This is a genomic window from Aeromonas sp. R7-5 (assembly GCF_040908015.1).
GTDB classification, from domain to species: domain Bacteria; phylum Pseudomonadota; class Gammaproteobacteria; order Enterobacterales; family Aeromonadaceae; genus Aeromonas; species Aeromonas caviae.
In genome coordinates, this window is sequence record NZ_JBFOCZ010000006.1 from 17,807 (window position 1) to 37,308 (window position 19,502).

Genomic DNA, 19,502 nt, shown 5'->3' on the forward strand with positions numbered 1-19,502 from the left:
TGCTTGTCCTCCTCGTCCCCGCCCCCTTCTCCCGCAAGGGGAGAAGAGAGCCGCCATTCGGAACAATGGCAATAAACAATACCAATAAAAAGAGGCCGCAATTGCGGCCTCTTCCTGTTTCGTGACGAACTGGCGTCAGACGTCGGCCAGCTGCAATGCCTGGCGGTAGTACTCGTTGGCCTTGTTGGTCAGGCGGCGCTTGTCCATCACCTGGCCGAGGGCGTGGTAGAGGGCGGCATCCGGCGCCTTCGCCACTTCCTGCTCCAGCAGGCGCTGGGCGTCGTCCAGCTGACCGGCCAGCAGGCAGACCCGGGCCAGCGCGGCTTCGGCGCCAGGCTGATCCTGGATCTTTCTGAGCAGGGTCAGCATGGGCTGGTAGTCGTCCAGTTTGAGCTTGGGCAGGCGGGCGAACAGCTCGGGGGAGGGATCCTTGCGCAGGGCCTCCAGCCAGAGATCGGCGGCTTCGGCATCGGCCCCCAATCGGCGCAGGCGATCCCCGTAACTGGCCAGCAACACGGGATCCTGGCGCTGTTTGCGGGGCAGTCCCTGCCAGACCGTGCGCAGGGTGTCGAGGGAGCCGCTGGCGGCCTCCAGACGACCGCACCACGCCTGGTGCAGCAGGGTCTCTTCCTGCTGGGCGGTCAGCTTGCCCACCTTGCGCAGGGCAGGGGCGAGATCGATGAGGGCCGCCCAGTCTTCACGGGCCAGATACACCTGACGCAGCTGATCCAGCACCATGGGGTGGCGCGGGTTGAGGGCATAGATGGACTCGAGGCGACCGAGGGCGCTGTCGTACTGGCCCTGCTCAATCTGCAACTGGGTCTGGATCAGGGTCAGTGCCAGCTCTGCCTTGGGGTTCTCTTCCTGAGCTTTCTGCAGGTAGTGATCCCGGCGCACATCATCGCCCCGGGCCTGGGCCACCCGGGCGGCGCTCAGGTAGTTGAGCAGCGGGGTGTCGCTGTTGTCGGCCCCTTTGATCAGCAGCTTTTCGGCCTGGTTGTAGTGCCCCTCGGCCATGGCCAGGGTGGCATTGACGGTTTGCAGGTTGGCCTTGCGGCGGCGGCGGGAACCGAACCAGCCCTGGGTCTTGCGACGCAGGCCGAACAGGCGGGCCAGCACCCATTCCACGATGAGCAGGGCGCCGTAGAACAGCACCGCCAGGATCACCGCGCTGGTGACCGAGGATTCCACCGTGTAGTTGCCCAGCGAGATGAGTACATAGCCCTTGTTGCCGGAGGCTTCGGGCCCGAAGATGAGGCCCGCCACCATCACGGCGACTATGACGATCAGACGAATCATGGTCTCCTCCTCAGTTGCCGGCCAGGATGCGTTGCAGGCGTTCGGTCAGCACCTGTTCCAGCATGGTCTGGGTCTTGAACTGATCCGGGTAGTCAAACTGGATCTGCTCGCCTTTGAGCTTGTCGAGCTCGGACTGCATGTACTGGGTGGCGCTGTTGTCGGCATCGAAATACTGGGTCAGCCAGCGCTGGGCCTTCTCCAGGCTGTCGACATAGAGGGACTGCTGTTCACGATAGACGGCGAGCTGGGCCTGCAGCAGCTTGGTCTTGAGGTTCTCCCGCAGGAAGATCTCCTGCTGTGGCGAGAGCAGGGCTTCCACGGCGCCATCGCGGCGACGGATGGTGATGAAGTTTTCGGTGAACTTGACCCAGTTCTTCTTCAGGTTGCTCTGCCACTCGTCCGGGTTGGTGCTGACGGTCTGGTCGGGCTCGCTCTTGGCTTCCGGCATGCTGACGGTGGAGAGGGGCAGCAGCTCGATCTGGTCCGAGAGGGCGGCCAGCTTCAGGGTCAACCCCTCGCGATCGACCCGCGGCATCCCCTTGAGCTTGGCGATGTCTTCCGCCAGCACCTTGCGAATGGGCATCAGGCTGGGGTCGTTGAGCGCCTTGATGCGCTCGTCGGCGTTGCCGAGCAATGTGATGGCGGAGACGATGTCGTGTTCGAGCCACAGCTTGCGGCCCGCCATGCGCACCAGGTATTCGGATTCCGCCAGCATCCAGTCATTGGGGCGCTTGTCGTCCAGATCCAGCACCTTGGTCTGCAAGGCGTCCAGCGCCTCCTGCAACTGCTGCTGGCTCCTGCCGAGGGCACCGATCTGTTCGGCATCCTTGCTGCTGCCCTGATCAATCCTGGTCATGGCGTCGGCCAGTTGCTGCTTGAGGGCTACCAGTTCGGCCTGCTGGGCAACGGCGTTCTGGTGTCCGTGCACATAGAGACCACCGGCCAGCCCCAGGGCCAGCAGGATGGCGATGCCGCCAAGCACGGTGCCAGAGCTGCCCTTCTTGCTCCCTGTCGTTCCGGGCGCGGGCTTGTTGTTGTCGGCCACGGTGGCCGCGGCACTCGGCTGGACTTCTTGCTGTTCAGTCATTCCATCTTCCTCAGTTCCAGGGCGGCCACCAGAGCCTGGTTGGATGCACCTTGGGCAATCACGATACGGGTAAAACCAGCCCCTTCTGCCATCTCGGCCACCCGGGGACTGGGCACCACCAGCAGGCGGTCATAAAGCCAGGGGTGCTGCGGGCCGGGCACCAGGGCCAGCAACCGCTGCAACAGTTCGCCACTGGTAATGAGCAGGCTGTCGAGCCCGGCTGCCTGCCAGTGGCGGGTCAATGCATCCCCGTCAAGATCGGGGTAGTGGCGCTCGTAGGTGGCACAATAGTGCACCAGTGCGCCCCGTGAGGCCAGCGTCCGGGCGATGAGATCCCGCCCGTCGTTGCCGCGCAGGATCACCACCCGCTTGCCGCTCACTTGCTGCAGTTCGGGCAGGGCCAGCAGTCCCTCGCTGCGCGGGTCGTCCGGGCAGATCGCCCGCACGCCCACTTCGGCAAAGGCATCCGCACTCGCCTGGCCGACTGCAAAGTAATCAATATGTGGCCAGGTCTGACCAGTTTGCAACAGAAAATGATGTGCAAAATGAACGGCATGCATGCTGACGGCGATAACGAGGTCCGCCTCCCGCAGCATGTCACCCAGGTGAGGGAGGTCGCATCCCGGCCGGGTTTCCAGCAACGGACAGCAGAGCGGTGCATGACCCAACTGGTGCAGCATCTGCACCAGCTGGTTGGCCTGGGCGGCCGGGCGCACCACCAGGGGGACCATCAGGGGGCGCTCCGGGCAGATGACCGCGAACCGGTCCGTACTGCACTCATGCCCGGTAGACCTCGGCCAGGATGACGTCGGCGCCGGCGGCCAGCAGGCGCTGGGCCAGGGTGTGGCCCAGTGCCTCGCCCTCTGCCAGGGGGCCGCGGATCTCGTCGCGAATGACGCGGGCACCGTCCGGGCTGCCCACCAGGCCACGCAGCCATACTTCTTCTCCCTGTACCAGGGCATAGGCCCCGATGGGCACCTGACAGCCCCCTTGCAGGGCGCGGTTCATGGCGCGCTCGGTCAGCACCCGGGCGCGGGTCTCGGGGTGTTCGAGCGGCGCCAGCAGGGCGTGCAGCTCGTGATCGTCGAGGCGGCATTCGATGCCGACCGCCCCCTGGCCGTTGGCGGGCAGGCTCTGCTCGGGCTCGATAAAGGCGGCGATGCGATGGGCCATCTCCAGCCGTTTCAGGCCGGCGGCGGCCAGGATGATGGCGTCATATTCACCGGCATCCAGCTTGGCGAGGCGGGTGTTGACGTTGCCCCGCAGGTCGCGGATCACGAGATCAGGGCGGGCAGCGCGCAGCTGGCATTGGCGACGCAGGCTGGAGGTGCCGACCACGGCCCCTTGAGGCAGCTCGTCTATCTGGTTGAAATGGTTCGAAACAAAGGCATCGCGCGGGTCTTCGCGCTCACAGATGGTGTGCAGGCCGAGTCCGTCGGGGAACTCCACTGGTACGTCTTTCATGGAGTGAACGGCGATGTCGGCACGCCCTTCCAGCATGGCAGTCTCCAGCTCCTTGACGAACAACCCCTTGCCGCCGACCTTGGCGAGGGGGGTGTCGAGGATCTTGTCACCCTGGGTGCTCATGGGCACCAGTTCGACCTGCAGATCCGGATGGAGTGCCTCCAGCCGATCTTTCACAAAATTGGCCTGCCACAGGGCCAGTGGGCTCTTTCGAGTGGCAATTCTCAGGGTTCGGGCTGCCATATCAATCAGTTGTTTCATCTTTTGAGAGGAAAACGATCTTACCACCCTTTGCAGGGGCTTTCATGGCGCAGCCCGCAAAAGCGGGGCCAAGCTCAAAAACGGGGGCTGAAAATTATTTTCATTCAGCCAATAATTGATTTTAAGTTATTGAAAGTAAGCAATTTTATTGCTTTCCGCTGATACCGTTACGAACGGGGTCAGAAATAATCCGGTGATTGTGTGCGGGCTTGTTTACCACTGCTGTTTGCATTGTTAACATGATCACACTTTTTTGACGTCTCCCCGTTTTGGTGCGTCATTTCTCTTCCCCATAGGTAGGGCATTGCTGGTTAAACTCGACACGCTGGTGGCGCGCTACGACGAACTCAATCGTCTCAAGACGCAACGAGCGCTGGATCTCATGAGTCGCTACGGGCAGCAGGTTTTCCACTTGCTGCCTGTCATGCTGCACTTCAATCACCCCCTGTTGCCCGGTTATGTGGCAGGGGATGTGCCTCATGGTATCTGGAGTTTTGTCGCCAACGAGGCCCAGCAGGCCTTCATCCAGGATCTCTGCCAGAACGCCAACTGCCAGGGCGGTCTCAGTACCCACGACAAGTCCATTCAGGGCCTCTACTCCATGGGGAGCACCTCCTCCATCGGTCAGTGCTGCCACTCGGATCTCGACATCTGGGTCTGTCACGTGGCCGGTCTGTCGAGCGAGCGCCTCGCCCTGCTGGAACAGAAGTGCCAGCACCTCTCCATGTGGGCCGAGCAGCGGGGGGTCGATCTCAACTTCTTCCTGATCCCCGAAGACAAGTTCCGTCAGCGCAACGATGCCCAGATGCAGGGGGAGAGCTGCGGCAGCGCCCAGCACCTGCTGCTGCTCGACGAGTTCTACCGCAGCGCCATGCACATCGCCGGCAAGCGGCTGCTCTGGTATCTGGTGCCGGCCGAATATGACGATCACTACGACGACTACGTCAATGGCCTGTTTGCCCACGGCAAGTTGAGCCAGGATGACTGGCTCGATCTGGGGGGCTTTGATCGCATTCCTGCCGAGGAGTATTTCGGGTCCGCCCTGTGGCAGCTCTACAAGGGGATCGACTCCCCCTACAAGGCGGTACTCAAGTCGGTGCTGATGGAGGCCTACTCCCACGAGTATCCCAACACCCGGCTGCTGTCGGTGACCAGTCGCGACTGGTTCCAGCACAACGAGGGGATGCACTACCGCCTCGACAACTACTGCCTGATGCTGGACAAGGTGACCAACTACCTCAAGTCCATCGGCGACATGCAGCGCCTCGATCTGGTGCGTCGCTGCTTCTATCTGAAGGTGTGCGACGGGCTGAGCCATCCCAAGGAAGATCACTCCCCGGACTGGCGCCGGGAGCAGATGGCCCAGCTGGTGGCCTACTGGGGCTGGAGTCCGGAGCGCCTTTACCACCTTGATCACCGCCAGGAGTGGAAGGTCGAGGACGTCAAGGTGGCCTACGCCGAGTTGCTGGAGGCCCTGATGCAGAGCTACCGCAACCTCATCCAGTTCGCCCGGCGCAACAACATCAGCGAGTCCATCAACCCGGAAGACATCGGCATCCTGTCGCGCAAGCTCTATGCCGCATTCGAGAGCCTGCCGGGCAAGGTACAGCGAATCAACCTCAAGATTGCGCCGGATCTCGGCGAGCCGGATCTCAGCCTGGTACAGGTACCCCACGGCCGCCTGAATCGCGCCGGCTGGTATCTCTACAAGCATTCCCTCGAACCCGCCGACATCATCGGCCGGGCGCCGCTCGAATATAACGGCTACATCAGCAAGCTGGTGGCCTGGGCCTATTTCAACGGCCTGCTGACGCCCCAGTCCCGGGTGCACCTGTTCAACCAGGGCTCGGATCTGCACATCGACAACCTGCATCAGTTCTGTCGCGATCTCTCCGGCACCTTCCCGGTCAAGTATCCCCGCGCGACCAACCTGGCCCTGAGCCGGCCGTGCGAGATCCGCCAGCTCTCCATCTTCCTGAACCTGGAGACGGACCCGTCCAGCCACTGGGTGGGGCAGGTGATCGAGTTCGATGCCAACGCCGCCGATGTCTTCTCGTTCGGTCGCAACCAGGAGTGTCTGGTGGGATCCGTGGATCTCGTCTATCGCAACTCCTGGAGCGAGATCCGCACCCTGCACTTCGAAGGGGAGGAAGCCGTGGTGGACGCCCTCACCACCATCCTCGGCAAGATGCACCAGGACGCCGCGGCCCCCGAGATGATCGAGGTGTTCTGCTACAGCCAGCACTTCCGCTCCCTGGTGCGCACCCGCTTCCAGCAGCTTGTGGCTGAATGCATCGAGCTGCGCCTGGCCCGGGACAAGCAGCAGCTGGTCAAGACGCTGGCGCTCGGCAAGGAAAAGTACGGCATCTTCTTCGAGCGGCGCGGGGTGTCGGTCAAGAAGCTGGAAAACGCCATCGACTTCTACCGCCACATCTCCCACAACAAGCTGGATCACCTGCCGCTGCGCCTCGACAAGACTCACAGCCAGCACCTGCCCGGCATCGTCGACGCCTACGCCAGCGAAGGGCTGGTGCAGTTCTTCTTCGATACCCGGGATGCAGGCACCAACATCTATATCCTGGACGAGGCGAACCGGGTGGAGATCTACCAGCACTTTGCCGGCAACAAGGACGAACTGGTACAGGGGGTGAACCGGTTCTACACCTCGGGTCACGAGCGATTCAGCAATGCGGGTCAGTTCAGCAACTTCAACCTGCCCCAGTACTACGAAATCGTGCAGGTGGGTGACAAACTCGATGTGATCCCCTACCGCAGCCAGAGCCCGCAGCGGGACACCCCAGGAGCGGCGCGGGAAGTAGGATGATGCGCTGATAACAGCACCGGCAAGATGGCAAACGGCCTGCATGATGCAGGCCTTTGTCGTATCCGTGGTGCGGGAATCTGGTGTGGAGGGGGCCGCGGCCAGTGGGGGATGCCGCCGAGCATCGCCGTCAGGGATGAAAGCAAACGGCCTGCTGATGCAGGCCGTTGTCTTACCCGTTATCCGACAATCAGGCGCCGAGGCGGGCCAGCAACCAGCTGCGAATGTCGCCCAGCTGGGGGCGGCAGATCTCGTGGCGCATGGGGTATTCGTGCCACTCGGGGCTGAGTCCCGCCGTTTCCAGCCGGTTCTTGGCGTCCCAGCCCATGGAGAGGTTCACCACGTCGTCATAGATGCCGTGCATGTAGCAGATGGGCAGGGCGCGGGCCGCCTCGCTCATCTCGCCGGGCAGGGCATCGGGTACCGCTAGATAGGTGGACATGCAGAGCAGGCCTGCCAGTGGCACCGGATGGCGCAGGGCGGTGAAGGAGGCGATGACGCCCCCCTGGGAGAAGCCGGCCAGCACGATGCGCTCGGGGGCGAAACCCTCGGCCACCAACTGTTCAATCAGCGAGGCGATACGGGCCGCTGACTCCCTGACATGGGACTCCACGGCGCGATCCGCCGGATCCTCGAAGCTCTTGATGTCGTACCAGCCGCGCATCCGGTAGCCCATGTTGATGGTGATGGGGCGCTCGGGCGCATCCGGCAGCAGATGGCGGACGGGCAGGTCGGCGGGCAGGGCCAGCGCCTCCACCAGGGGGGCGAGGCCGGCGCCGGAGTCCCCCAGCCCGTGCAGCCAGATCACCGCATGGCGGGCACCTTCGGGATGCAGATCCGTCATGAGAAGACCACGGGCTCGCCGGCCTGGGTGGTGCAGGCCCGGGTCAGCAGTGCCTTGAGCTCGTCGCCGAAGCGGTTGTCGATCCAGCTGTCACCGCGCAGCTCGAAGTGGAAGCCGTTCTCCCGGGTGGCGACCCAGATCTGGTGCAGGGGCTCCTGCTTGTTGATGATGACCTTGGTCTTGTTCTCGAAGCTCAAGGTCAGCACCCCGCCGGCGCGTTCGCAGTCGATATCCGGATACCCCTCGTCGATGGTGTCTTCCACATACTGGAAAAAGGCGTCGGTCAGGGCGTGATACTCGTGATCCTTCATCGGTTTATCCTGTTGCTTTTAACAATGTGAGTGCGATTATAGAGGGCCAAAAATTTTTTCGCAGCGAACCATTATGATTACCCAGTTCACCAAGTGCCTGTTTGCCGCGTCGCTGTCGCTCGGGTTGGCCGCCTGTGGCCTGACGGGGCCGCTCTACATGCCGCCGGCCGAACAGCCCGCACCTGCAGAGCAGACACAGCCCAAGACAGAGAGTACACCGCAAGCCGCCTCGCCTGCGACCGCTACACCGGCCTCAGAGGCCGCGCCGCAATAATCTAGGAAGGAACCGCCCCCTTGGATCACTTTAACTACGACGCAGACGGTCAGCTTCAGGCCGAACAGCTTCCCCTGCAACAGCTTGCCGACCAGTACGGCACTCCGCTCTATGTCTACTCCCGCGCCACCCTGGAACGCCACTGGCATGCCTTCGACCAGGCGGCTGGCGACATTCCCCACCTGATCTGCTATGCGGTCAAGGCCAACTCCAACCTGGCCCTGCTCAATCTGCTGGCACGCCTCGGTTCGGGCTTTGACATCGTCTCCGGCGGCGAGCTGTCCCGGGTGCTGGCGGCGGGCGGTGATCCGGCCAAGGTGGTCTTCTCCGGCGTCGCCAAGAGCGAAGCCGAGATGCGCCTTGCGCTGGAAAAAGAGATCCTCTGCTTCAACCTGGAGTCCGAAGCCGAGCTGGAGCGCCTGAACCGGGTCGCAGGCAGCATGGGCAAGAAGGCGCGGGTCTCGGTGCGGGTCAACCCGGACATCGACGCAGGCACGCACCCCTATATCTCCACCGGCCTCAAGCAGAACAAATTCGGCATCCCCATCGAACAGGCGCCCGCCATCTACCGCAAGGCAGCGGCCATGGCCCACATCGAGATCAAGGGGGTGGATTGCCACATCGGCTCGCAACTCACTGAATTGAATCCCTTTATGGAGGCGGCGGACAAGCTGCTGAAGCTCATCGACGAGCTGGCGGCGGAAGGCATCCACATCCATCACCTGGACGTGGGCGGCGGTCTGGGGGTCAACTACGGCGCCGAGCAGCCGCCGCACCCCACCGAGTATGCCGAGGCGCTCAAGCAGAAGCTGGCGGGCCGGGATCTGACCCTCTTGTTCGAACCGGGCCGCGCCATCGTCGCCAACGCAGGTGTGCTGTTGACCCGGGTCGAGTTCCTCAAACCCGGCGAGACCCGCAACTTCGCCCTGATCGACGCCGGCATGAACGATCTGCTGCGCCCCTCCCTCTACGGCGCCTGGATGAACATCATCGAGGTGGACAGCCGGGCGACCCACGAGAAGGCACTCTATGACGTGGTGGGCCCGGTGTGCGAGACCGGCGACTTCCTCGGCAAGGAGCGTACCCTGGCGATTGCCGAGGGCTCCCTGCTGGCGGTGCGTTCCGCTGGCGCCTACGGCTTTACCATGTCCTCCAACTACAACACCCGACCCCGTGCGGCCGAGGTGCTGGTGGACGGTGACCAGGCGCACCTCATCCGTGAGCGGGAGCAGTTGGCGGATCTCTGGCGTGGCGAGCACCTGCTGCCGTGATGGATGGATTTTCAGCGTTCCTCCATGTGAGAGCGTGATTAACGGTGAGACAGGAACGCGCGATGTTGATTGAGTTTTCCAAAATGCACGGCCTCGGTAACGACTTCATGGTGGTGGATGGCGTCACCCAGAAGGTGTTCTTCAGCAACGACATCATCAAGAAGCTGGCGGATCGTCACTTCGGTATCGGCTTCGACCAGCTGTTGCTGGTGGAGCCGCCCTATGACCCCGAGCTCGACTTCCACTACCGCATCTTCAATGCCGACGGCAGCGAGGTGGAACAGTGCGGCAACGGGGCCCGTTGCTTCGCCCGTTTCGTGCGTCTCAAGGGGCTGGTCAACCGGGATCGCATCGCGGTCAGCACCGCCCGGGGCCGCATCACTCTGCAGCTGGAAGGGGAGAACCAGGTCACGGTCAACATGGGGGTGCCCCAGTTCGAGCCGGGCAAGATCCCGTTCCGTGCCCAGAAGGCGGAGAAGACGTATCTGCTGCGGGCCCAGGATCACACCGTGATGTGCGGTGCCGTCTCCATGGGCAACCCTCACTGCGTCATCGAGGTGCCCTCGGTGGCCGATGCGCCGGTGGAGACCCTGGGACCCATCATGGAGCGCCACGAGCGCTTCCCCGAGCGGGTCAACGTCGGCTTCATGGAGATGGTCAACGCCAGCGAGATCAAGCTGCGGGTCTTCGAGCGCGGGGTGGGGGAGACCCTGGCCTGCGGGACCGGGGCCTGTGCGGCCGTGGTGATAGGCATCAGCCAGGGCAAGCTCAAGGAACGGGTCACCGTCACCCTGCCGGGTGGCAAGCTGACCATCGCCTGGAAGGGACCGGGTCAGCCCGTCTACATGACGGGGCCGGCCGAGCACGTCTTTGACGGCCAGATAGAGTTGTAGACAAGGAGCGGGTGATCCCGCTCCATCAACGGATCATATCGGGGCCCTTGGCCCCTTTTTCGGATGGATCAACCAAGTTATGAGCGAACTCAAACGGCAGGAATCACTGGTGGATGAAGCCACAGTGCTGGAGTACCTGGCCCGTTATCCCGAGTTTTTCCTGCGTCACGGGGCCATGCTGGACAAGATCCGCATTCCCCATGCGCAAAAGGGCACCATCTCCCTGGTGGAGCGCCAGCTGGACAGACAGCGGGAGCGCATCGAGCAGCTGGAGCAGGAGATCACCGAACTGATGGGGGTCGCCAGCGAGAACGAGCGGATCTTCCGGGTCTATGCGGATCTCTACGGGGAGATCTACGGTTGCCAGACCCTGTTCGAGCTGAGCGCCGTGATGGGCAAGGCCTTCGTCCAGCGGCTGCGACTCACCGGCCTGCGGCTCTGGCTCAATCCCAGGCATTTCCAGCTGAGCGGCCCCGAGCAGCGTTTCCTGGCGCAGGGCAAACAGCTCGAACAACTGCTGGGGCAGCGCCTGCCCGGCACGGACTACTATTTCGGTCGCCTCAACCAGAGCGAGAAGCAGGCGCTGTTTGGCAATGATGTGCTGGTCAACTCGGTGGCCCTGATGCGGCTCGGGGAGCTCGGCGTGCTGGCCTTCGCGAGCTCGGATCCCAGCCACTTCACCCCTCACAACGACACCCTGCTGCTGGGTCAGCTGGGGCGTCTGCTGCAGCTGCGTCTGCCCGAGCTGGCCTGTGGCTAAGGCAACGACCCGATCCCCTACCAAGGTGCTTCCTGCCGCCGACCCTCTGCCGGTCGCACTGGCGGGGGAGCTGGACGCCTTTATCGAATACCTGAGGGTCGAGCGCCAGCTCAGCCCCCACACCCGCAGCAACTATCAGGCCCACCTGGAAGCCATGACCGCCGAGCTGGTGAAGCTCGGGGTCGACGACTGGGCCCGGCTCGAGGCGAGCCAGGTGCGCAGCCTGGTGACCCGGATGCACAAGGGGGGGTTGGCGCCCCGTTCCCTTGCCACCAAGGTGTCGGCCCTGCGCAGCTTCTGCGACTGGCAGGTGCGCCAGGGGCGGCTCACCGCCAACCCGGCGCGGGGCATCGTCACCCCCAAGCAGGGGCGGCCCCTGCCCAAGAACCTGGACGTGGACGAGATGTACCAGCTGCTCAACATCACCGACGAGCAGGATCCGCTGGCGGTGCGGGATCGCGCCATCATGGAGCTGATGTACTCCTCCGGCCTGCGTCTTGCCGAGCTGGTGGGGCTCAACCTCGCGGACGTGAAGCTCGAGGAGCGCCAGCTCAGGGTGATCGGCAAGGGCTCGCGGGAGCGGGTGCTGCCCATCGGGCGGATGGCGGTGGAGTGGTTGCACAAGTGGCTCAAGGTACGCCCCCTGCTGGCCGGTGACGAGGGGGAAGCATTGTTCGTCTCCAAGCGCAGGCAGCGGCTCTCGGCCCGCTCGGTACAGGAGCGGCTCGACGGCTGGGGCAACAAGCAGGCGCTCAATGCCCACGTGCACCCCCACAAGCTGCGCCACAGCTTCGCCACCCACATGCTGGAATCCTCCGGCGATCTGCGGGCGGTGCAGGAGCTGCTGGGGCATGCGGATCTCTCCACCACCCAGATTTATACCCACCTCGACTTCCAGCATCTGGCCAAGGTATATGACAGTGCCCACCCGCGGGCGAAGCGGGATCCGGAAACGCCGGAGGATGAGTGATGTGGTGTGCGATCTGCGGGGATGACAATCTCCACGTCGCCTGGGTCAGGCGGGAGCCCGCAACGCCAGAGGATGAGGAGTAAAGAGGAACAGCCATGCAGTTTTACCGTCGCTGGCAGCCGGTGGCCGCCATCTCGTTCGATCTGGACGACACCCTCTATGACAACGGCCCCGCCATCGCGCGGGCGGAACAGTGGATGCTGGACCACCTGCGCAGCGAATACCTGGCTACCGCCATGCTGGACAAGCCGCGCTGGCTCGCGCTCAAGCGCCAGTTGCTGCTGGACCACCCGGCGCTGAGCCACGACGTCAGCCTCGCGCGCCAGCGGGGCATTCGCGAGGCCCTGGTGCAGGGGGGCATGGAGCCCGGGCTGGCGGAGCAGCAGGCCCGGGCGGTGTTCACCGGCTTCATGACCGAGCGCTCGAAGATAGAGGTGAGCGAGGCGACTCACGCCCTGCTGGCTCGTCTGGCGGCGCGCTACCCGCTGGCGGTGATCACCAACGGCAACCTGGATCTGGAGCAGGCGGGTCTGGCTGGCTACTTCACCCTGGTCTGCAAGGCGGGAGCGGGAGCCAGAATGAAACCGGCACCCGACATGTTCGTGCAGGTGCAAGAGGCCCTGGGGCTGGCCCCCGGCCGCATCCTTCATGTGGGGGATCACCCGGTGACCGACGTGCTGGGGGCCAGGCTGCACGGCTTTCGGGCCGCCTGGCTCAACGAGAGCGGTCAGTCCTGGCAGTCGCTGTCGCTGCTGCCGGATGTGGAGCTGGGACAGCTGCAGGATCTGGCCACCCTGCTGCTCTGAGCTGGGGATGAGGGACAGATTCCGTGATCTATATCTGGCAATAACAACAAGGGAGCAAGGGCGTGAAGGGAATGAAGGGTGTCATCTGGCTGGCGATCCCCATGATGCTGGCGGGATGCGATCTGGTGCAAGACCGTTACCGGATGGAGTTCAGGGACGGATCCTGGCGGGAGATCGCCATCTCCCCGTTTTCCGACGAGGCGCGCTGGCGCGAGGGGTGTGCCACCGGCGAAATCCAGGTGGACATGACCCTGCCCCTGAAACGGGGCAAGGTGGTGAATGGCCGGGAGCAACTGCTCATCGGCGGCGAGCTGTTCGAGCTGGAGGATACCCGTCTCTATCGCGGCAACGGCATGGTGCTCGGGCAGGCCCCGGACCATATCCAGCGGGGCCTCAAGGGGCTGGATGTCTGCCGAACCCTGCGCCCTGATCGCGGAGCCCTGCCCAAGCTCAAGGGCAAGGGATTCGGCGACTAGCCCGTCTGCTGCCTGAATGGGCAGGAGGCGTCTCCGAAGGCAGTGGACAGCTTGATGGCGTGGGGGGGTCACAGGCCCGTCACGTCGGATGACTCCGGGCAGCCCCCGATGCACGGGGCCCTGCCCAGGCTCAAGGGCAAGGGGTCGGCGACTAGCCGACCTGCTGCCTGAACCGGCGGCAGGCGTCGCCAAAGGCGGTGAAGAGCTTGATGGAGTGGGGGTTCTCGCTGGCCTTCCACTCCGGGTGCCACTGCACCGCCAGCAGGAAGGGGGAGAGGGCGGGAGCGTGGATCGCCTCGATCAGCCCGTCTTCGGCATGGGCCAGGGGGGCCAGCCCCTTGGCCAGCGTCTTGATCCCCTGCCCATGGAGGGAGTTGACCGGAATCGACGGCTGCCCCATCAGCTCGGCCAGCCAGGTACCGGGCACCAGCTCGACCTGATGGCTCTCGCCATACTGCTCGTCCACCGGGTCATCCGCATCCTCCCGATGATCGTCATAACCCGGCTCGCAATAGACCTTCTGGTGAATGTCGCCCCCCAGGGCCACGTTGATCTCCTGCATGCCGCGGCAGATCCCGAGGATCGGCAGGCCACGGTCGAGGGCGGCGCGCACCAGGGGAATATCGAACAGATCCCTGTCCCTGTCCTGGGGCTTCTCCGGGGTGAGGTTCTCCTGGCCATAGAGGGCAGGATCGATGTTGGATCCGGCACCGCTTAGATAGACCCCGTCGGCGAGGTCCAGATACTGCTCCAGATCCTCGGTGCCACAGCAGGTGGGCACCAGCAGCGGCACGCAGCCGCTGATCTCCACCAGAGGCTTGATGTATTTGTGGGTCATGACCTGGTAGGCGTGGCCACTGCGGGCCTGGGCCCCCATGGTCATCAGCACGACGGGTTTGTTATGGGCACTGGGGTTGGGCATAGGTCACCTTGGCTATCCTTGGCGGTCTCATCCTGCGCCTTGGGAAGGCCCTTGCCGCCTCGGCTCGCAAGGGCATGCCTCAAGGCATGGTCGTGGGATCAGGGTCGCGCCAGCGTGCCAGAATCGTCGGTCAGCCTTGGCAACGACAGCCTGGATCCTGCCTCCAGTCTGCCAAGGCCGTTCAATATGTCAAACAAAATGATGCGGTTATGTTAACAATTGATGCCGGGATACGGCTATGAGTCCCATTTAAAGGGGCTTGAGGGGGGATGTCTGGTGCGGCGAGAGATTTGATGGTGGATATATTAAACATCTGGCCGGGTGGCCGGATAGCAGAAGGGGCCCACAGGGCCCCTTGTCGACTCAGGCGTTCAGGATGAAACGCTCGATCACCTGGGCGACCCCGTCTTCATCGTTGCGCCCCGTGGTGTGCTGTGCCAGCGCCTTGATCTCGTCGGTGGCGTTGCCCATGGCGACCCCGAGTCCGGCGTAGGCGATCATGTGGTGATCGTTGCCCGCATCTCCCACCGCGATCACCTGGGAGGCATCCAGCCCCAGGTGCTCGGCCAGGGCGGCGACGCCGGTGCCCTTGTTGCTGCGCTTGTTCATGAACTCGAGGAAGTAGGGGGCGCTGCGCACCACGGTATAGCGCTCGTGGAGTTCGGCGGGCAGCTGGGCGATGGCACGGGAGAGCAGGGGCTCTGGGTCAATCATCATCACCTTCATGATCTGCTCGTCGTCGGGCAGGGTGGCGAAGTCCACCAGGTTGATGGGTTGACCGATGAGGCGGGATTCGTGCTCGGTGTAGGGGCTGATCTTTGGGCTGATGAGCCCCTGGCGGACGGAGAAGCCGTGGATGTTCACCCCCAGCTCACAGGCCAGGTGGGCGATGGCACGGGCATCGCTGCCGGTCAGCAACTGGCTGCGGATGATGCGTTGCTCGGATACCTGCTGCACCAGGGCGCCGTTGTAGCAGATGACGTAGTCATCCTGGCCGGTGAGGCCCAGCTCGGTCAGGGCGGCGGTCATGCCTTCCAGCGGGCGGCCGGAGGCCAGCACCACGGTCGCGCCCCTGGCGCGGGCTGCCGCGATGGCGGCCTGGGTGCGGGGGGAGATTCGGCCCTCTGGGGTCAGCAGGGTGCCATCCATATCCAATGCGATCAGCTTGTACATCTTCTCACTACCTGAGTCTGGCCGGCCCGCCCGATGGGGCCATGGGGAGGCCGAGTGTAGCGAAAATCGCCGCCGGGATCACGCCGCCTGCCGACGCGGGGGCACGTTGCCCCTCAGCGCTGGCCCTGGTAGGGGGTCAGTTGCAGCTGATCTTCCCGGATGGCGAAGTGGATGGGGCCGTGCTCGATGTCGACCCTGTTGTGGTGGTGGGCCATCTCCACCTCGACGCCGGGGAAGAGGCGCTGGGTGGCGATGATGTCCATGTTGGCCATGAGCGCCTGCAGCTCCCGCTGCGCCTCGGCGAGCTGCTCGTCCAGGCTCTTGCTCTCGTCGAACTGGCGGGTGCGCAGCGCCTTGATCTTCTGCAGGGTCTCGGGATTGCGCTTGTCACGGGGCAGTTGCAGCAGACGCAGGATGAGATCCTGCAGCTTGTCTATCTGCTCGGCGCAGGTCTGTTTGCGCTGGCGCAGCGCCAGCTCCTGCTCCTTCTGGCTGAAATAGCCACCGAGGATCTGCAACCGGGTCCGGTTGGCCGCCGAGGCTCCGAGCACCGGGGCCATGATGAGCCGATTGGCGATGTTGATGCCGCCGATGAGGTGCCCCTTGCGCATGGCGCTGTCCCCCACCTTGAGATCCTGGCCGCTGCGGCAATAGCAGTGACTGAGCTGGCTCAGGATATGGATGTCGCCATCGGCCTCCAGCCTGGCGTACTGGGCATAGCTGGCGTGGATCTCCCCCCCGGCGTTGAGGTGGCATAGGTATTCGTCGTCCGCCAGCTTGCGCCCTATGATGCCGTTGCGCACCGTGATGGTGCCGCCGGATTCGATGTAGCCGCCCTCGACGAAGCCGCCGATCACCACGTCCCCGCTGGTCTTGACGCGCATGCCGGGCATGACGTCCCCGGTGACCAGCAGCGATCCCTCGAACTCGACGTGGCCGTGGCGGATGTCGACCTGCTTGACGTTGAGTACCTCGTCGACCCGCATCCCGGCACGCTCCTGACAGGGGAGCCCCGGGCGGGTCGCCAGCAGCAGGTCCGGATCCTCGGGGGAGAGGCAGGTGCCGTCACCCGGCGTCATGGCGCTCTCCTTGCCGTGGCGGGCGGTCAGGGTCTGGCCCGTCACGGTGAAGCCGTCGATGCCCTGGGTGGCGGGGTGCCTGCGCATCAGCAACGCCCCCGCCTTGACGGTGAGCAGGGTGCCGAGGTCGCGCATGTCCACCTTGCCGTGATCCCGCTCCTGGGGTTTGAGGATCCGCTCGGCTGCGGTCTCCACCAGCCGCTCCAGGCGGGTATCCAGGCCGTGTCTGGCGGCCTTGCCGAGGGCGATGACGGGATTGAGCTGGGCACCGGGTGCCGCCTCACCCGCTGCCTGGATGGCGGCGGCAAGCAGCCGCTCGCTCACCCCCTGCTTGACCGTGCTGGCCGCCAGGGCCTCCTGCAACCGGGCCAGGGTCAGGGGCTGGCCGCCCCAGTCCGCGGTGATCTGCGCCCTGGCGCTCATCTGGTCCTTGTCCACCTGGATGAGCAGCCTGGCATCCTGGCGCCGGGCAATGGGGACTGGCGGATGTGCGGGGGCATCCGGCTCTGCGATGAGGGCGTTGAGCAGGGTGACGGCTTCGCGGATCCCCTCGCCGAGGGGTTCGTAGCGCCGACAGTTGGAGAGTCGCAGCAGGGCCAGGACGTCGCTTTCCTGGATGGGCTCGGTGAGGCCCGGGGTGATGCGCAGGCAGACATAGCTCATGTCGGCCGACAGCTGAAACCACGCTTTGCTTAACACCGGGCCCTCCTTCGTTGTCCCTGTCCTGTTTGCCCCATGCCGGGGCCTCTCCTTGCCGGCATCCAATGCCGCCGGGGCGGATCCAACGCGCAGTATTCGGGTATTTTTCCTTCCGGGTCAACGATCTGAATGCAAATGGGTGAGCCGGGTTGAGGAAATATCGGCTGACGGGAGAGGGGCGGAGCCGGCCATGTCATGGGCTCCATTGCAGTTTTTTAGCGCAATATGCTGACTTTTTATTCTTTCGCTATCCAGAGTGTCCATCACGTTTAAAGTGGCGATGCAAATCACCTTGCCAGGCAGGAAGAGAAGGATTTTAATCTGCCGCCGCCCCAGGGCGAGGACCCTGGTCGCCATCGATCAGCCCCTTTTTCTGTCCAACCGAACGAGCCCCATGACCGCCCAAGGCCACCTGCTGTTTTCCGTCACCTGCGTCCTGCTTGCCCACAAAGTCGAACTGACTCCGGCCCTGGCCGATGCCAGCCTGTGGCACATCGTCCCCATGGCCCTGGCGAGCGCCCTGCTGCCGGATCTCGATCACCCCCGTTCCCTGCTCGGGCGGCAACTGCCCTGGATCTCGGGGCCGCTCTCCCGGCTGTTCGGCCATCGCGGCTTCACCCACAGCCTGCTGGCGGTGGGGATGGGGGTCTGGGGGCTGGCCCAGGTGGAAGCCCCCTGGTTACTGTCGGGGGCGGTGAAGGATGCCCTCATCGTGGGCTATCTCAGCCATCTGCTGGGGGACTGGCTCACCCCCATGGGCATTCCCCTGCTCTGGCCCTGGCGTCGGCGCTTTCGCCTGCCCGGCCTGCCCCTCAAGAGCGGCGGGGGTTACGAGAGGGCCTTCTGCCTGCTGACCCTGGCGCTCGCCGGGTACTGGGTCCATGGCGGTGCAGGCTTGGCTCACTTCTAGCCCCGGGCGCCCTCCTGGCATGTGGCCGTTCGGGTCAGGGTGAGGTAGTCGGCGAACACCGGCAGCCCCAGCAGGTGGCGGCGCAGCATGTCGAGGGCGGCGAAGGCGAGGATCCGGCGACCGCTCGCGGGATCCGGGTGGCTGACCTTGAGCGTCTGGCCGTGCAGTTGCCCGTCGGCGCAGAGCAGCAGCGGCACGCCGTCCGGCCCGGCACGGCCTATGGTGAGGCTCAGGGGGGCGGCGGGCACCGCCAGTTGAGTCAGATCGTCGCTCAGGGTGTGGCTGAAGCCGGCGGTCAGGGCCGGGTGCCCGTGACACATGGCCAGCAGGGCGCCCCGGCTCTCTCCTTCTTGCAGGTGCAGCGGCCGCTCCCCCAGCAGGGCCAGGATCTGGCTGGCAGGCGCCTCGTTGCCACGCCCCACCAGCCAGGGGGCGATGGCCGCAAGCAGCCTCGCCTCGGCGGCGTCCATGTCGGCGGTGCTGGCACCGTGGCCGATGAGCTTGAGCTCGATGAGAGGCATGGAGGAGCGGTAGCCCAGCTCGATGCCGGCAGGCCAGGGGGCCGCATCCAGCATGTCGCTGAGGGCGGACTCCGAGACGCCGAAGGTGTAGAAACGGCGCAGCTCGGTGTCGGTCTCTTCCCCGGCCAGTGCCTTGAGGCGGGGCATGATCTGTTCGCGCACCATCTGCTTGAACTCGAACGGCACGCCCGGGGTGAAGAAGAGGCGGCTGTGGCCATGGCTGGCCGGGTGGCGGACCACAAAGCCGCAGGCGGTGCCCACCGGGTTGTCGAGGATCTCGCAGTCCCGGGGCAGCCAGGCCTGCTTGGTGTTGCTCCGGGCCATGGTGCGGCCCCGGCTGGCATAGCGTTCGGCCATGGTGGCGAGCCAGTCCGGGAACAGGGTCAGGGGCTGGTCAAACGCCTCGGCCGCGGCCTGGGCGGTGAGGTCGTCCGCCGTGGGGCCGAGCCCCCCGCACACCAGTACCACCTCGGCGCGGTTGGCGCTCTCCTGCAGCACGGCCGTCAGATCCGCGAGGTTGTCCCCCACGGTGGCGCGGCGGCGCACCTGCCAGCCCTGCTCCAGCAAGAGGGCGCTGAGCCAGGCGGCATTGGTATCCACCACCAGGCCGGTCACTATCTCGTCGCCTGTGCTGATGATCTCGATGCGCATGGGGACTCCT

19 protein-coding genes are annotated in these 19,502 nt (G+C 64.6%); 9 read left to right on the top strand and 10 right to left on the bottom strand.

Translation table 11 applies throughout. The features are described from left to right. Positions 1-135 precede the first annotated feature (135 nt). The 4 genes from AB5Y53_RS00965 to hemC are packed head-to-tail and all read right to left on the bottom strand — an operon-like array spanning position 136 to position 4,093. The gene (locus AB5Y53_RS00965) at positions 136-1,299 is read right to left on the bottom strand and encodes a heme biosynthesis HemY N-terminal domain-containing protein (RefSeq protein ID WP_069785406.1); all 1,164 of its coding nucleotides are present in this window, start codon (positions 1,297-1,299) and stop codon (positions 136-138) included. 10 nt (positions 1,300-1,309) lie between these two features. Then, the gene (locus tag AB5Y53_RS00970) at positions 1,310-2,386 is read right to left on the bottom strand and encodes a uroporphyrinogen-III C-methyltransferase (RefSeq protein WP_368180972.1); all 1,077 of its coding nucleotides are present in this window, start codon (positions 2,384-2,386) and stop codon (positions 1,310-1,312) included. After that, positions 2,383-3,117 (bottom strand): uroporphyrinogen-III synthase, encoded by a 735-nt coding sequence (locus AB5Y53_RS00975; protein WP_368180973.1) that lies wholly within the window; start codon positions 3,115-3,117, stop codon positions 2,383-2,385. Before AB5Y53_RS00975 ends, AB5Y53_RS00970 begins: the two co-directional genes overlap by 4 nt. A 46-nt stretch (positions 3,118-3,163) precedes the next feature. Beyond that, entirely contained in the window at positions 3,164-4,093 is a 930-nt protein-coding gene (hemC, locus tag AB5Y53_RS00980; protein ID WP_368180974.1) for a hydroxymethylbilane synthase, read from the bottom strand. 322 nt (positions 4,094-4,415) lie between these two features. Between hemC and AB5Y53_RS00985 the strand changes: the two genes are divergently transcribed. Next, positions 4,416-6,935, top strand: a complete 2,520-nt coding sequence (locus AB5Y53_RS00985; protein WP_042879398.1) for a class I adenylate cyclase — start codon at positions 4,416-4,418, stop codon at positions 6,933-6,935. Between the two features lie 187 nt (positions 6,936-7,122). Here the strand turns inward: AB5Y53_RS00985 and AB5Y53_RS00990 are convergent, their stop codons facing one another. Continuing rightward, the gene (locus tag AB5Y53_RS00990; RefSeq protein ID WP_368180975.1) at positions 7,123-7,776 is read right to left on the bottom strand and encodes an alpha/beta hydrolase; all 654 of its coding nucleotides are present in this window, start codon (positions 7,774-7,776) and stop codon (positions 7,123-7,125) included. After that, positions 7,773-8,087, bottom strand: coding sequence for an iron donor protein CyaY (gene cyaY, locus AB5Y53_RS00995; RefSeq protein ID WP_010672698.1), 315 nt, complete (start codon positions 8,085-8,087; stop codon positions 7,773-7,775). The genes AB5Y53_RS00990 and cyaY overlap by 4 nt, the downstream gene beginning before the upstream one ends. A 73-nt stretch (positions 8,088-8,160) precedes the next feature. Here cyaY and AB5Y53_RS01000 point away from each other — a divergent pair, with 73 nt between their 5' ends. The 7 genes from AB5Y53_RS01000 to AB5Y53_RS01030 all read left to right on the top strand — a co-directional run bounded on the left by AB5Y53_RS01000 (position 8,161) and on the right by AB5Y53_RS01030 (position 13,537). Continuing rightward, complete coding sequence (locus AB5Y53_RS01000) at positions 8,161-8,361, top strand: lipoprotein (RefSeq protein ID WP_010672699.1); 201 nt, start codon at positions 8,161-8,163, stop codon at positions 8,359-8,361. Between the two features lie 20 nt (positions 8,362-8,381). Then, positions 8,382-9,632 carry a diaminopimelate decarboxylase gene (lysA, locus tag AB5Y53_RS01005; protein WP_039039806.1) on the top strand — a complete coding sequence of 417 codons (1,251 nt, stop codon included), beginning with the start codon at positions 8,382-8,384 and terminating at the stop codon, positions 9,630-9,632. A 62-nt stretch (positions 9,633-9,694) separates the two neighbouring features. Then, positions 9,695-10,525, top strand: a complete 831-nt coding sequence (gene dapF / locus AB5Y53_RS01010) for a diaminopimelate epimerase (protein ID WP_029313578.1) — start codon at positions 9,695-9,697, stop codon at positions 10,523-10,525. A 79-nt stretch (positions 10,526-10,604) separates the two neighbouring features. Then, positions 10,605-11,285, top strand: coding sequence for a DUF484 family protein (locus tag AB5Y53_RS01015; RefSeq protein ID WP_368180976.1), 681 nt, complete (start codon positions 10,605-10,607; stop codon positions 11,283-11,285). Beyond that, entirely contained in the window at positions 11,278-12,255 is a 978-nt protein-coding gene (xerC, locus tag AB5Y53_RS01020; RefSeq protein WP_368180977.1) for a tyrosine recombinase XerC, read from the top strand. The genes AB5Y53_RS01015 and xerC overlap by 8 nt, the downstream gene beginning before the upstream one ends. Before the next feature lie 95 nt (positions 12,256-12,350). After that, positions 12,351-13,061: an HAD-IA family hydrolase gene (locus AB5Y53_RS01025; protein WP_182935149.1), complete on the top strand. Its 711-nt coding sequence runs from the start codon at positions 12,351-12,353 to the stop codon at positions 13,059-13,061. A gap of 71 nt (positions 13,062-13,132) precedes the next feature. Continuing rightward, positions 13,133-13,537 (top strand): hypothetical protein, encoded by a 405-nt coding sequence (locus AB5Y53_RS01030; protein ID WP_368181061.1) that lies wholly within the window; start codon positions 13,133-13,135, stop codon positions 13,535-13,537. Positions 13,538-13,688: 151 nt separating this feature from the next. Here the strand turns inward: AB5Y53_RS01030 and AB5Y53_RS01035 are convergent, their stop codons facing one another. From AB5Y53_RS01035 to AB5Y53_RS01045, 3 genes are all read right to left on the bottom strand, one after another. Further along, positions 13,689-14,459, bottom strand: a complete 771-nt coding sequence (locus AB5Y53_RS01035) for a gamma-glutamyl-gamma-aminobutyrate hydrolase family protein (RefSeq protein ID WP_039039802.1) — start codon at positions 14,457-14,459, stop codon at positions 13,689-13,691. Positions 14,460-14,822: 363 nt separating this feature from the next. Continuing rightward, entirely contained in the window at positions 14,823-15,632 is an 810-nt protein-coding gene (gene yidA / locus AB5Y53_RS01040) for a sugar-phosphatase (protein WP_368180978.1), read from the bottom strand. Positions 15,633-15,745: 113 nt separating this feature from the next. Continuing rightward, on the bottom strand, positions 15,746-17,410 hold the full coding sequence (locus AB5Y53_RS01045; RefSeq protein ID WP_042864529.1) for a DUF342 domain-containing protein: 1,665 nt from the start codon (positions 17,408-17,410) through the stop codon (positions 15,746-15,748). A gap of 394 nt (positions 17,411-17,804) precedes the next feature. Here AB5Y53_RS01045 and AB5Y53_RS01050 point away from each other — a divergent pair, with 394 nt between their 5' ends. Then, on the top strand, positions 17,805-18,320 hold the full coding sequence (locus AB5Y53_RS01050; RefSeq protein ID WP_010672710.1) for a metal-dependent hydrolase: 516 nt from the start codon (positions 17,805-17,807) through the stop codon (positions 18,318-18,320). On the opposite strand, the gene AB5Y53_RS01055 is transcribed toward AB5Y53_RS01050, so the two are convergent. Further along, a complete protein-coding gene (locus AB5Y53_RS01055; protein ID WP_368180979.1) occupies positions 18,317-19,492 on the bottom strand; it encodes a CinA family nicotinamide mononucleotide deamidase-related protein in 1,176 nt (391 codons plus the stop codon). The genes AB5Y53_RS01050 and AB5Y53_RS01055 overlap by 4 nt on opposite strands. Between the last annotated feature and the right edge of the window lie 10 nt (positions 19,493-19,502).